Source organism: Clostridium sp. CTA-6, from assembly GCF_054768115.1.
This window is the reverse complement of sequence record NZ_BAAAAU010000004.1, coordinates 334,739-348,263: the sequence shown is the minus strand read 5'-3', so window position 1 is coordinate 348,263 and position 13,525 is coordinate 334,739. Positions and strand designations below refer to the sequence as shown.

General features: G+C 30.5%; 13 protein-coding genes and 1 pseudogene. 2 read left to right on the top strand and 12 right to left on the bottom strand.

The genetic code is table 11. From position 1 onward, the window contains the following. Positions 1–617 precede the first annotated feature (617 nt). Entirely contained in the window at positions 618–2,084 is a 1,467-nt protein-coding gene (locus ACYUDJ_RS08755) for a methyl-accepting chemotaxis protein (RefSeq protein WP_003488814.1), read from the bottom strand. Between the two features lie 162 nt (positions 2,085–2,246). On the opposite strand from ACYUDJ_RS08755, the gene ACYUDJ_RS08750 reads away from it, so the two are divergent. After that, a complete protein-coding gene (locus tag ACYUDJ_RS08750) occupies positions 2,247–3,245 on the top strand; it encodes a ketoacyl-ACP synthase III (RefSeq protein ID WP_043031513.1) in 999 nt (332 codons plus the stop codon). 128 nt (positions 3,246–3,373) lie between these two features. Here the strand turns inward: ACYUDJ_RS08750 and ACYUDJ_RS08745 are convergent, their stop codons facing one another. From ACYUDJ_RS08745 to ACYUDJ_RS08720, 6 genes and pseudogenes are all read right to left on the bottom strand, one after another. Next, complete coding sequence (locus tag ACYUDJ_RS08745) at positions 3,374–3,634, bottom strand: TfoX/Sxy family protein (protein WP_003488810.1); 261 nt, start codon at positions 3,632–3,634, stop codon at positions 3,374–3,376. Between the two features lie 85 nt (positions 3,635–3,719). Then, on the bottom strand, positions 3,720–4,685 hold the full coding sequence (locus ACYUDJ_RS08740; RefSeq protein WP_003488808.1) for a helix-turn-helix transcriptional regulator: 966 nt from the start codon (positions 4,683–4,685) through the stop codon (positions 3,720–3,722). An 83-nt stretch (positions 4,686–4,768) separates the two neighbouring features. Continuing rightward, entirely contained in the window at positions 4,769–4,894 is a 126-nt protein-coding gene (locus tag ACYUDJ_RS08735; protein WP_257791563.1) for a hypothetical protein, read from the bottom strand. Next, a complete protein-coding gene (locus ACYUDJ_RS08730; RefSeq protein WP_043031510.1) occupies positions 4,884–5,432 on the bottom strand; it encodes an SMI1/KNR4 family protein in 549 nt (182 codons plus the stop codon). Before ACYUDJ_RS08730 ends, ACYUDJ_RS08735 begins: the two co-directional genes overlap by 11 nt. 59 nt (positions 5,433–5,491) lie before the next feature. Next, complete coding sequence (locus tag ACYUDJ_RS08725) at positions 5,492–5,932, bottom strand: GNAT family N-acetyltransferase (RefSeq protein WP_003488804.1); 441 nt, start codon at positions 5,930–5,932, stop codon at positions 5,492–5,494. A gap of 550 nt (positions 5,933–6,482) precedes the next feature. Then, a pseudogene (locus ACYUDJ_RS08720) lies at positions 6,483–6,680 on the bottom strand (helix-turn-helix domain-containing protein); the annotation flags it as partial. A 137-nt stretch (positions 6,681–6,817) separates the two neighbouring features. Between ACYUDJ_RS08720 and ACYUDJ_RS08715 the strand changes: the two are divergent. Next, positions 6,818–7,699, top strand: coding sequence for a DMT family transporter (locus tag ACYUDJ_RS08715; protein ID WP_003357143.1), 882 nt, complete (start codon positions 6,818–6,820; stop codon positions 7,697–7,699). Positions 7,700–8,256: 557 nt separating this feature from the next. Here the strand turns inward: ACYUDJ_RS08715 and ACYUDJ_RS08710 are convergent. From ACYUDJ_RS08710 to gcvPB, 5 genes are all read right to left on the bottom strand, one after another. Beyond that, positions 8,257–8,826: a zeta toxin family protein gene (locus ACYUDJ_RS08710; protein WP_043031507.1), complete on the bottom strand. Its 570-nt coding sequence runs from the start codon at positions 8,824–8,826 to the stop codon at positions 8,257–8,259. 1 nt (position 8,827) lies between these two features. Then, on the bottom strand, positions 8,828–8,992 hold the full coding sequence (locus tag ACYUDJ_RS08705; protein ID WP_003361493.1) for a hypothetical protein: 165 nt from the start codon (positions 8,990–8,992) through the stop codon (positions 8,828–8,830). 231 nt (positions 8,993–9,223) lie between these two features. Beyond that, complete coding sequence (locus ACYUDJ_RS08700) at positions 9,224–10,201, bottom strand: lipoate--protein ligase (protein ID WP_042386233.1); 978 nt, start codon at positions 10,199–10,201, stop codon at positions 9,224–9,226. A 111-nt stretch (positions 10,202–10,312) separates the two neighbouring features. Further along, positions 10,313–11,701: a dihydrolipoyl dehydrogenase gene (gene lpdA / locus ACYUDJ_RS08695; RefSeq protein WP_043031503.1), complete on the bottom strand. Its 1,389-nt coding sequence runs from the start codon at positions 11,699–11,701 to the stop codon at positions 10,313–10,315. Between the two features lie 369 nt (positions 11,702–12,070). Then, positions 12,071–13,525, bottom strand: a complete 1,455-nt coding sequence (gcvPB, locus tag ACYUDJ_RS08690) for an aminomethyl-transferring glycine dehydrogenase subunit GcvPB (RefSeq protein ID WP_043031501.1) — start codon at positions 13,523–13,525, stop codon at positions 12,071–12,073.

Here is a 13,525-nt window from a genome sequence, read left to right as displayed (position 1 = left end):
AATTCCACAATGAATTCTTGATGTTAATATACCCTTACGTTTATTCATATTATTGAATATCAAGAAAGTCACAATAAAAGGAACAAACGCTGTCAAAAATTCATATCCAATAAAAAGCAAGTTATCCATAGAATTTACCTCCAAATTATTATTTATCTTACATTTAAAAATTATTTTTCCCATTTAATTATAGCATATTTTGTAAATATAGTATTACTTATGATACGGTTTACCGTATCTTATCTAAATGAGGTTTTTACATTTATTCACTTAATTTCTTGTATTGAAAACACTATTATAAGACTGTTTAAACTATTAATGTTTATTTATAAGCTTCAAATTAATCCCACCTAAAAAACTTAATAGATAAGCAAATAAGGATAGTTATCCATTAGTCTTATCTTTTAACATTATCTTTTATAACTATGCTATACAAAAAAGATGGTCACTGCTAATTTGCAATAACCATCTTTTTATCCGATGACTAACCGCTCTAATACTCCCATCTTCTTCAAAGTGGGAGTAAAGAGTGGTTACGTCCCTGGATAACGATTTCTAAGCTTCAGTGGCAGTAAAAACTCCCCCTGAAGCCAAGAACTCTGTTTATATTATCTACTTTATCCACTTATAGAATTTAATTCATTACATATATCATCTATTTCGTCATAACTACTTGTTATATCTATTATACTATTATTAAGCTCATCAATTGACGTAAAAATTTCTTCCATAGCAGCTGTAGTGGATTCTACAGTTTGGCTAATATCATTTACTAAACTTAATGTACTTTCCATCGTACTTTCAAGCAATATAGATTGTGATCCAACACTTCTTGAATAACTTAATACATTAGAAGTATTCTTATTAACATCTTTAAATAACTCTTTAACATCATCTGTATGCTCATTACATAATTCGATTGACTTTTCTTCTTTTAATATTTCTTCTGCAACTACCTTTGTTTTATTAGATATATTATTCAATATTAATTCTATTTCATCTGTAGATACTTTCGAATCCTCAGCAAGTTTTCTTACTTCTTCTGCAACTACAGCAAAACTTTTTCCATACTCTCCAGCTCTAGCTGCTTCTATTGATGCATTAAGGGCTAATAGATTCGTTTGCTCTGATATTTTTGTAATACTGTTAATAATATTAACTATTTTTGTATTTTCATCACTTAATTCATTTATCATGGATACCACGCTTAAAATATTTGTATTTACCTTATTCATTTCCGAAGATAATATATCTACTTTATTATTACCTTCTAATACAACATTTTCAGTTGATTTAGATAATTCCTCCATAGTTTTAATAGCATTCGTAACTTCTTCTACTTTTTCTACTCCACCCTCTATTGAGGCTTTCATTCCAATCATTACATCAACTTCTTTGGTTGCACTATTAGCAACATCGCTTGTAGAGCTAGTTATTTCTTCTGCTATTTGTCCTGCTACAGAAATTCCACTTTTTATTTTCTCATTGGTTGCTGTTAAAATTTTTATAGTACTATATATTTTTTCTAGCAACAACTCTGCTCTAGATTTAGCTTCTTCAGTAGCTTTATGAGTTTCCTCTAAATCTTTATAAATACTTTTGGTAGTAATGGCATTAATCGATAATATAGCCGTTCCTGCTACTATGTATGCTATATAAAATACTAATTCATAGTATTCTACGGAAGCAAAGAGGGTCGTTTTATGTCCTAAGAAGAAATACACTACAAGTATTATAGCCAAAATTGCTTCAATAATTAATATCCTTAAATCTTGATATACACTCATTAATATAACACCATAATATATCAAAATAAAATTAGCCCAATTTGGATCTGATATAAACATTATACATATAACAGCAGTGTACATCATTACCGTATAATACATTGTTTGAATAATGCATTTCTTTTTTATTAATATAAAATCTATTACAGCTAAAGGTATGGAAAGTCCAACTAATATTAGTATGGCATTCCTATCTACCTTTAAAATTATATCAAAAATTGCCCTTAATACTACGGATGCTATAAATCCTGCCAACATAATTTTATTCTTCAATTCCACGTTTTTTTTGTAATCCATTACTACACCCCCTTGGTCAATATACCATTATTATTATTCGTAATATCACTACACAACTTTACCACATTCAACATTTTTCTGCATAATTTTCTTAATTTGCTGAAATATTCTTCGATAATTGTAAATGAATATATTTAACAATAAAGATAAGGCGGAGATAAAATGAATATAAAAATTAAAAACATCGAATATTACCATCCTAAAACAAGCTATTCTAATGAATATTTTTTAAAACATTTTTCAAAGCAAGACGTAGATATTTCCGGATTATTAAATGTTACTGGAAGAAATCAGAGATATGTTTCTGAAGATTTTCATGAAAATTCTTTAACTATGGCTATAGAAGCTTGTAAAAAAGTAATAAGGACTGCAAATATAGATGTACAAGATATAGATTTAGTTGTATTTGTATCTTCTACCCCAGAATATCTATCTCCTACAAATGCTGTTAAAATTCATGATGCTTTAGGTTTATCTAAGAATACAAATGCATATGATATGAATGGCAATTGTGCGGGAATGATCATTGCAATGGATCAAATCTGTAGAACAATGAAAAGTAATAACAGAATTAAATATAGCTTACTTGTAGGCTCAGATTTAGTAGTTAGATATTCAAGAAGATCAGAGCCTATTACTTATTCTAATTTTGGAGAATCTGCATGTGCTGTTTTATTAGAAAACACTGAAGATAACATATCAGATTTCATAGATAGTTCATCTTATGTAGATAGCTCATTAAGCAGCTATATAAAATTTCCTCCTGATGGATTTTCTAAAGTATTACCAATAGATGAAGATACTCCAAAGGATAATAGAATAATAGAATGGACAGATTTTAATACAGATGAGGCATTTGCAAGTTCTGTTGATTCAATAAATGAAATACTAGATCGAAATAATCTAAGTAAAGATGATGTTAAATTATATTGCTTATCTCAGTTTGCAAAGAAAAATATTGATATGATAAGAGAGACCTTAGAAGAACCAGAGCATAAATTTCCATTCGTAGGTGACAGATTTGGATATACAGGTGTTACGAGCCCATTTATTGCCTTAGCCGATTCTGTTTCAAATGGTAACCTTAAGTCTGGAGATTATGTTATTTTATGGACGGTTGGAGCTGGTGTGGTTGCTTCATGTATACTACTTAGATATTAATATTAAAACACAAAGTAAGATATAAACTTTTTTGTTCTAAAATGAGTATATAGGTATATTTGTGTAAAAACAAATTTACCTACATACTCCCTAGTATAGGTTATATAAATAACCTATATTTCAAATTACTACTTACATTTATGCCAATTATAAAAATCTTTTAGCTCTGCTTTCCGTTCCTGTGGTAAGGCTGTTTTCTTAACACCTTGAATTGCACCTTCCAGTGCTAACAATCTATGAATACACGCAGAAGAATCAATTTCTTGTATTTTCAGCCATGCTTGTTCTGTGCCAATATCCTTTAATTCATCATAAGTAAGTATACCTATTTTATTCAACTGCCTTTCAACTTCTTTTCCTATATTAGGTAATTTTGATAATTCTCCCATAAAAAACTTCCTTTCAAATTGGAATTTGTTATTTCCTGTTTGGTTTTCTCGTTAGAAACAATAGTGGATAGGCAGTTGATTTTATTTACTTCCGCACTGGTCTGATATACTTAAAAAACCGTTCCGGATTAAAATAAAAGTAAATTATTCTACCGGGGGAAGTATCAAAGCAGTAACCAGTGCCTGCAAAATCAAAAGTTGCCATTGCCTTTTCAATCTTTTCCTCCACACTACGATTTTCCTGCTCATAATCGAATGGCCCATGTTCAAAAACAATATACTCGGCTTCGGGAACATCAACCATAAGCATTTGTGGTGGTACTTCGCCTTTATAATCAAAAGGAAGACGTACACCATAACACTCTGTACGTGGAATACCCCAATCGCAGAGTCTGCCGTCCGGGTCATTAATGTACGCCATAATCTGACCGCTGCCGCTGTTAGATTCGCTCCCACCATCATCATCCAATTTGCCCTTGATACTATCGAGTAAACCGCAAATTGTTTCGCAGTCCTGTCCCGGAATAAGACTTTGCTTTTGCCAAAAATCCCAATACCCATTACTCTCATAGTTTTTAATGTGCAAAAATTTGTGTGCGGGAATGGTTACAAAATAAATTTTAACATCATCTGTAGATTTCATCATACCAATCTCTCCCAATCCTAAAAAGTAGCGGTCGAAAGGGTTTATTTTTGTACGAAGAACGACAGGATTAGGCTTTTTTCGGTATTCACTTGGAGTTACACCATATGTTCCCTTGAAAGCTCTGGTAAAAGCTTCATGTGATGAAAAACCATAATCAAAGGCAATATCCAAAATGCTTTTTTCACTATCCCGAACCTCTTTTAGTGCAAAGGCTAATTTTCTATACCGCAGATAATCCCTAAATTGCATACCCGATATTTCTTTGAATTTTCTCGTTGTATAAAATTTGGAATAACCCAGCCTGCGAGAAAGAAAGCGTAGTGTCAAGGCTTCATCATTATAAGTTTTAATACATTTGTCAATTTCATCAACGATTATTTGAATTTGCTTCTGCCACTCGTACATTCGTCTGTTCACCTCGTTTCAACCGTTCTACATTTATTATAAAGAAATAAAGAGATTACTGCTTGATTTTACTTGCTGTTATTTCATTTTTCTCTTTTAAGTTCTGCATCTTTACGTCTGGCCTGCAATATGAGGTTTTTAATACCTCTATCAAAGAAATTTTTGTCTGCACCGTTGCCATTCTCCATGCTATGATATTTAAGAGCCATTTCCTAATGACTCATCCTCTAAATCAAATTCCTCTTCACTAATTAAATTACAAATAAACTTTTTAAAATTATCTGCTAATTTAGTTATTGCATAATCATATTCCTGATCAATATGTACAACACTTGGTTCCCCTTTAGGTCCGCATTCCCTATAATCTAAAAATATCATATCATGTCCAGCTGATGGACAATCAGCTATTGCAACCCCAATGTCAGGATATTTCCACTCTTCAATCCAAAATCTACTTCCAAATTCTCCACACAATGAACATGATTTCTCTAAAGCAATACTAAATAATCCTGTTATGCCTATGTGATCTTCTGCCCAGCTTGTAGGAGTTTCTGTACGAATAGCATCTTTCTTGAGAAGTCCTCCATTATGAATACGCATTAACTCTATATATGATTCAGGCAATTTGTACAATATTTCCTTCTCTACCTGTTTTATTATTTCATCTGTAGGATAGTCAGATATATATTCTTTATATGAATAATCACAATCATCCCAAAGATTTTTCAATATATTATCATCAAACATAACTACTCAACTCCTATATAAATTACCACAAATTGGAATTTGTCTGTTCTCACAATTTTTTATTTGCCCAAAACAATCAGATTTCCTAAGACTTGAAAGCCATTTTTTTCATAGAACTTACAAGACGGATAATCTCTTTCTGTATTTAGTATCATTCCTTCTACTTTTTCATCATATAATAACTTTTCTATATCTTTCAAAAATAGGCTACCAATACCTTTTCCTTGAAAACCATCCCCTATGCAAAATTCATCTATGTAATACTCCATACCACAAATCCAAGGCTTTTTCATTCCTACACTTAATGCTACAACTTTTTTATCTATTAATCCTATATATCCTAAAAAATAATTATTTTTCATATGATTTATGAAAAAATTCTTTACCTGTTGTCTGGAATCATACTCGTCATTCCAGGGGGCTCTTGAAAATGTATCTATAAATAAATCTACACATTCTTCCAAATATTCTTCTGATAACTTAATTACTTTTAGTTCCATTGTACACCTCCACTTTTCTTTCAAATTACTATTTATCTTACACTAAAAAATTATTTTTTCCACTTAATTATAGCATATTTTGTAAATGTAGCATTACTTATGATCAGGAATAGGATTAAAAACATGCACTAAAATCATAGAAATGCATAATGGTAATTTATATACTAAAAAAACAGATGATTCATTTACAATTACTATTAGACTAAATGTAAAAGTAATTTAGCCCTTTATTCTAGTTATATATAAATATAAAATTAACCTACGAAAATCATAATATTATGATTCTTGTAGATTTCATAGTGATACTGGACTTACAATTTTAGTAAAAACCTCCTTTACTTGTGGTAGGGTCCACCGTATCAGTGGCAAGTGATAATACTTAGTTAACAAAAAATCCTATCTTTTAATATGTTCGTTTCCCCATTTGCTCATAAGTTCAAGAATTGGTACTAATGTCATTCCTTCTTACGTTAAGGAATATTTAGCTTATGATACACATCGCTCAAGTCTTTTACAAGATAAAATACCAACTGGATTCATTTATACAATGAATGTAACTAGTATATGTGACCTGTAGTCCGTTGGCAATCTTCCAAATTGTGTTGATGGTTGGGTTGGATTCTCCTTTCTCTATCTGAGAGAGCATTACCTTACTAACACCGGATAACTCGGATAACTGACCTAGGCTAAGATTACGATCTGTTCTTAACTTCTTTAAATTTGCTGAAATTATATCATTCAAGTTCATAGTAATCCTCCTATTGACAAATATATAGTACAATCGTAAAATATAACTAACGTTCAATAAAACGAATAGTTGTAAAATATATTTTATCGAATTGCCATTGCGATTGCAGGCAAAAGGCAGTTTAAAGGAGGATAATAATGAAGATAGCAAGGATTCAATTTCTTTTGTCAATGTTGATTGTAGGAAGCATTGGTTTGTTCGTTAGGAGTATTCCGTTCTCATCTGCGCAGATTGCACTGGTAAGAGGCATATTGGGCTGTGCGTTTGTCTTTGTTTTTAGTTTAATGTCAGGTCAGAAGATAAGTGGAAAGAATATAAAGGCAAACCTATGGATTTTGATTGCTTCAGGTATTGCACTCAGTGTAAACTGGATTCTTCTTTTTCAAGCTTATAAGTACACAACCATATCCAATGCGACCATATGTTACTACTTCGCTCCTGTACTTGTAATGATTCTATCTCCACTCATTTTGAAGGAGCCATTAAGTGTATTAAAGGTACTGTGTATCGTTGCTGCCTTAGTGGGACTGGCTTGTATTGCAGGGGTAAGCAAAAAAGCCGGTGCCAATGATTTTGTAGGTATTCTATACGGTCTTGGATCAGCGGTTCTTTATGCAACTGTAATATTCTTAAATAAGTGCTTGAAGGATATTAAAGGAATTGAAAGCTCTATTGTACAATTAGGGGTTTCAGCTATTTCACTGCTTGCCTACGTACTTATGAGCGAAGGATTTAAGCTTGACGAAATGACAGTAACACCGATTGTATTGCTTTTGATTGTAGGTGTCATACATACTGGAGTTGTTTATCTATTATATTTTTCATCTATGCGAGAACTTTCTGCTCAGAGCGTAGCAGCTTTAAGTTATATTGATCCGGTAGTCGCTATCCTTTTAGCATCCATATTTCTGCATGAAAAAATGACGATTGTACAGATAATTGGTGGTATTCTGATACTTGGGGCAACCTTTTTCAATGAAATATATGCTCAAAAAAAGAAGATTAGCAATATTCTATAGTAAATTCTAGATTAGATAGCCAACTAATTTAACTAATAAATTTAGACTCAAAAATGCCACTGCACTAATCTACAGAGGCATTTTTTATAGTTCTCTCAACTTGCTTTTCAATATAACATGCAATATTTTTGTCCATACTTATCGCCTCTTAAAAATACAGTTCAAATAAATAATAGTATGCCTCCTATATTAGATATTAATTTTACTTATATCAGTATGTTAATTATAATTGCTTTATCAAAGTTAATCAACTAACTAAAAATATTGGCTGAAACCAAAATTGATTTTCTGCCAAAGTTACTTATAAAAAAAATATAGACAGTTTACTATTATATGTAACTTAAAGTCAACTGTCTTTTTAATATTTAGTTCTCGCTTTAAACCTTAATATGGTATTGATACTATACTGCTTAAAAACCTCATTTACTTGTGGTATGGTTCACCGAATCGTAAGTAAAAAAGGTTAGATCCATATACAATATAATTAATAATATTTCAATTTCAAGTCCTAATTAATTTTCAGCAAAAAATAAGTAGTAAAATTTACTCAACTTCTACTACTTATTCTTCGAATCCATATCTAACCAATTAGGCCTATTCCTATCTTTCCAAATTATTTCTCCATTGTTAACAACCATTACTAATTTGAACATTTCCGTATTATCATATATATTAATTTTATCACACATACTGATTACTTTATTCAAATTTGCTAATGAATCACCATATCTTCTTTCTATAGCCTCATCTGGTATTCCATGACCACCTTTGCTCACTCGTATTGCAACTCTTTCTTTAGCAATATCAACACTTTCAACCCCTATATAATTCATAGTAACATAAAATCCTTTTTCCTTTGCCAGCTTTATATTACTAATTATACTCTTCCCTGATAAAGTAGTTTCTTGATTAAATGATATACCTTCAAGTATATATTTTTTTATTAATTTTACAGCTTCTCTTGCACATTTAATTTGAATATTATTATCTTGCCAAGAACCTATTCTTGCAACCATTTCATCAGTGTTTATTCTTTTCTCATCTATATTTTCATTATAATAAATAGATTTATATATAGAAGTTTTTCCTGCTCCATTAACTCCTGCAAATATAGTGTAATTTTTCATATTACTTACCTATAACTTTCATTTGTTCTCGTTGTAATATAATGTTGGATAAATTCGCATAAAAATCTTGTTCTTCTTTGCTTTTTGAGCTTTGAAGTAATTTCATAATATCATTATAGGAATATCTTGTAAAAATATCATATAAATTAATATCCTTATTTTCCATATAAAGTACCTCCTAAAAGAAAGTTATTTATATAATATTATATACCGAATTCATCAAATAATAAACCTACTCTCTTTTAAATTACCTGCTAATTTTGGCTCTCCATAGATACGCTTCTCCATATCATATTCTAAACTTTTCTAACTATTAAATATAAAAAAGAATCTACTTTCAAGTATTTAACATCTCTAACCACTTCAAAAATATATTCTTTTATACCTTTTTATTGTATTAAAATAAACTTAAAAATTCTTCCATAGTTATTCTAGAAAAATATTCATCTATATTAGCATTCTTTATTGCATTCTTTATTTTTTCCTTTTTATGTTCAGTACCCTTTAATAAATCTTCTATTTCTTTTATATCCTTAACACCAAAGAAATCTCCAAATATCTTTATATCTGTAATTATCCCTTTTTCTACTTTTAGATTTAACTCTATAGTTCCGCCTGTAAACTTTCCTTCATTGTAAAAATCATATTTAGGAGAGCTTCCAAAGTTCCAAGCCCAAGTTTCATATTTATCTTTTTTAATTTTTTCAATTTCATCAATTTCATCCTGAGTTAATGGCATAACCTTTGCATCTTTTTCACTTTTTAGAATATAATCAAATATCTTATTTTTAAAGGTTAAAACATCAATTTCTGAATTTAAATGTTGGGAAATATTAGTTATCCTGCTTATAACTGACTTAACCGCCTTATCTTGAAATTTTATCTTTTTAGGTTTTAGGGCACCACTTAAGTTTACTATATCCGATGAAAACAAAAGTGTTCCATGATGCATGACTCTATTTTTATACTTACATTGAGCTGTTCCAGAAATTTTTTTCCCATCTATTAATAAATCATTTCGTCCTGAGAATTCTGCTTTAACTCCTAATGTCTTCAAAACTCCTATTATAGGTTTACAAAATCTTTCAAAATCATTAAAACTCTTCCCATCATCTTTAACTATAAAAGTATAATTTAAGTTTCCTAAATCATGAAATACAGCGCCACCGCCTGTCTGTCTTCTTACTACTTTAACCTTATTAGTTTCTATATAATCCATATCTATTTCTGATAATGTATTTTGATTTTTTCCAACTACAACACAAGGCTCATCTCTCCATAAAATAAAGTATTCATCATTTTTATATCTTAAAAAATACTCTTCAGCTGCTAAATTAAAATATGGATCAGTATTTGAGTTATCAATATATTTCATAATTTTTTCCCCCATCTATCTACTTTATAAACATTTAGCTAATTTTAATGCTCTTATTATATCCTCTTTTTCCGCCGTATATCTACTTTAAAATTAACAACTAAAAATATTTTATTTTTTGTTTATGCTATGAATAGCTTCCTTATTTAATCCCATTATTGCTTCATAGAATGCTTCACCTAATGTTGGGTGAGCATGTACTACTTCTTTAAAATCATTTACTGTCATACCCTTTTCAACTGCTACCACACCTTCATGTATTAAATCTGAAGCATGCGGTCCCATTATATGAATACCTAAAATCTTTTTACTTTCCTTTTCACATATAACTTTTACAACCCCTTCACCTTCACCTAATGCCAAGGCTTTTCCATTAGCTCCAAATAGGAATTTATTTTTTATATAATCTATACCCTTTGCTTTAATTTCTTCCTCTGTCATACCTACAGTAGCTATTTCAGGGAATGTAAATATACAATTTGGAATCACAGATTTATGACATTCTTTATTTTCCATTATATGTTCTACAACCTCTATTCCTTGATGTGATGCTGCATGAGCTAAAAGACAAATTCCATTTACATCTCCGATTGCATATATTCCATCTATATTAGTTTTATAATTATCATCTACAATTATTTTCTTTTTATCATGTTCAATTCCTAGTTCTTCTAAGTTCATACCTGTAAAGTTTCCTCTTCTACCTTTAGCCATAAGAACCATATCACAATTTAACTCAAGCTTACCTTTTTTACCTTCACATTTAATAATTACATTATTATCAGCCTCGGCAAACTCCAATATCTTAGTTGATGTTAATATATTTATTCCTGATTTTTTCGCTATAACTTTATACCTTTTACTTATTTCTCTATCAATATCATATAATATAGAATCCCTAGCAACTATTACTGTTACTTCACTTCCCATAGCTTTAAAGATATTAGCAAACTCCATTCCCACAACACCGCCACCTGAAACTACTAAATGTTTTGGAATTCTATCAAATTCTAAAATATCATCACTTACTATTATGTTTTTATTCTCTATACCTTTTATAGCTGGTATTTCAGCATTTGAGCCCGTTGCTATAATTATGTTTTTTCCCTCTAATGTAACTTGGCCATCTTTCGTTTCTACTAAAACAGTATTTTTATCTTCTAAGAAAGCCTTGCCTCTTATAATTTCAACATTATTTCCTTTTAGTAATTTCTCAACTCCACCTACTAATTCTTTTATTACATTATTTTTTCTTTCCTGAACCTTCTCTATATTTAGATTATAGTTTTCAGCATCTATTCCAAAGTCTTCTATATGTTTTAATATATTCATTATTTCTGCTGTTCTATATAAAGTCTTTGTTGGTATGCAACCTCTATTAAGGCATGTTCCACCAAAGCTATCCATCTCAACAACTGATACATCAGCACCTAAATGTGCAGCTCTTATAGCCGCTACATATCCACCAGGACCTCCACCTATAACTATAATATCCTTCAAAATTATTCCCCCTATGATTTAATCAATTTTAAAATTTAAGAGCTAAGAAATAAGAATTGTATTTTTACTTTTCTTAAATCTTAACTCTTCTGAATCTCGCACCACTAAAGTTGTAAAGTTCTTAGGATTTATCCGATGACTACCCGCTCTAATACTCCCATCTTCTTCAAAGTGGGAGTAAAGAGCGGCTATGTCCCTGGATAACGATTTCCCCTAAAGGATAACGACTTCTAAGGAGTAAAACTCCTAAGAATTCTGTTAATAAGCTTTAGTGGGAGTAAAAACTCCATCTGAAGCCAAGAACTCTGTTTATATCTATATTTTATACACTAAACTATGTGATATTGGATTGCATAGACATATCCTTACTTATTTTTTCCATCTTAATATAGGTTTTCTAGCTGCTTTTACTTGGTCTAATCTTCTTACTGGTGCATTTACTGGTGCCTCATGTAAAAGCTCTGGATTTTCTTTAGCTTCTACAGCTATTTTTTTCATAGCATCTATAAATTCATCAACGGTCTCTTTACTTTCACTTTCAGTAGGCTCTATCATAAGTGCCTCTTCAATTATTAATGGAAAATAAACTGTAGGTGGATGCATACCATAATCTATTAATCTCTTTGCAATATCTAATGTAGCTATATGATGTGGATTTTCCTTAAGAGTACTTAAAATCACCTCATGTTTGCAAATATCATCTTTTCCAATATTATAATACTCTCTTAAAGATTCTTTTATATAATTTGCATTTAAAACAGCATTTTCAGAAGCTGCTTTTAATCCTTCCTTACCCATTGTTAAGATATAAGTGTATGCTTTAACCATAACACCAAAGTTTCCATATAAACTTCTAATTTTTCCAAGGGAATCTGGTCTATTATAATCTAATATAAATTTATCATTTTCTTTTTCAACTGTTGGTACTGGAAGGAATTTAGCTAAATGCTTTTTAACTCCTACAGGCCCTGATCCTGGTCCGCCACCACCATGTGGAGTTGAGAATGTTTTATGCATATTTAAGTGACATACATCGAATCCCATATCCCCTGGTCTTGCAATTCCCATTATTGCATTTAGATTAGCTCCATCATAATATAATAATCCACCAGCTTCATGAACTAACTCACTTATAAGTTTTATATCTTTTTCAAATAATCCTAAAGTACTTGGATTTGTAAGCATTAACCCTGCTATTTCATCGTTTAATACTTTTTTAAGTTCTTCAATAGAAACTCTGCCATCCTTACCAGATTTTATTTCTACAATATCAAATCCAGCTACTGATGCACTGGCAGGATTTGTACCATGTGCTGAATCAGGAACTATAATTTTTGTTCTTTTTGTATCTCCTCTTTTTTTATGGTAAGCTTTTATAACTAAAAGGCCAGTATATTCACCATGTGCACCTGCTGCTGGTTGAAGAGTAAAATCATCTAATCCTGTAATTTCACATAATCTAGTCTTTAAATCATACATTAATTCTAATGCACCCTGTGAGATATTTTCATCTTGAAGTGGATGTATTTTTGAAAATCCGCTCAATGCAGCCATATCTTCATTTATTTTAGGATTATATTTCATAGTGCATGATCCTAATGGATAAAATCCGTTATCAACAGTATAATTTTTACTTGAAAGAGCTGTATAGTGTCTTACAACATCAACTTCACTTACCTCTGGAAGATTTATTTCATCTTCTCTTAATAAGTTTTTAGGTAGTAATTCTGAAAGTTCTACTTCTGGTACATCTAGGTTAGGAAGTCTATAGCCTTTTCTACCTTCTGATGACAGCTCAAATATAACTTTATTATAATCTTTCAT

Excerpts from the sequence above, each read along its gene's own strand:
- ACYUDJ_RS08755 (WP_003488814.1), bottom strand. The coding sequence starts at position 2,084 with ATGGATTACAAAAAAAACGTGGAATTGAAGAATAAAATTATGTTGGCA.
- ACYUDJ_RS08750 (WP_043031513.1), top strand. The coding sequence starts at position 2,247 with ATGAATATAAAAATTAAAAACATCGAATATTACCATCCTAAAACAAGC.
- ACYUDJ_RS08745 (WP_003488810.1), bottom strand. The coding sequence starts at position 3,634 with ATGGGAGAATTATCAAAATTACCTAATATAGGAAAAGAAGTTGAAAGG.
- ACYUDJ_RS08740 (WP_003488808.1), bottom strand. The coding sequence starts at position 4,685 with ATGTACGAGTGGCAGAAGCAAATTCAAATAATCGTTGATGAAATTGAC.
- ACYUDJ_RS08735 (WP_257791563.1), bottom strand. The coding sequence starts at position 4,894 with ATGGCTCTTAAATATCATAGCATGGAGAATGGCAACGGTGCAGACAAA.
- ACYUDJ_RS08730 (WP_043031510.1), bottom strand. The coding sequence starts at position 5,432 with ATGTTTGATGATAATATATTGAAAAATCTTTGGGATGATTGTGATTAT.
- ACYUDJ_RS08725 (WP_003488804.1), bottom strand. The coding sequence starts at position 5,932 with ATGGAACTAAAAGTAATTAAGTTATCAGAAGAATATTTGGAAGAATGT.
- ACYUDJ_RS08715 (WP_003357143.1), top strand. The coding sequence starts at position 6,818 with ATGAAGATAGCAAGGATTCAATTTCTTTTGTCAATGTTGATTGTAGGA.
- ACYUDJ_RS08710 (WP_043031507.1), bottom strand. The coding sequence starts at position 8,826 with ATGAAAAATTACACTATATTTGCAGGAGTTAATGGAGCAGGAAAAACT.
- ACYUDJ_RS08705 (WP_003361493.1), bottom strand. The coding sequence starts at position 8,992 with ATGGAAAATAAGGATATTAATTTATATGATATTTTTACAAGATATTCC.
- ACYUDJ_RS08700 (WP_042386233.1), bottom strand. The coding sequence starts at position 10,201 with ATGAAATATATTGATAACTCAAATACTGATCCATATTTTAATTTAGCA.
- gcvPB (WP_043031501.1), bottom strand. The coding sequence starts at position 13,525 with ATGAAAGATTATAATAAAGTTATATTTGAGCTGTCATCAGAAGGTAGA.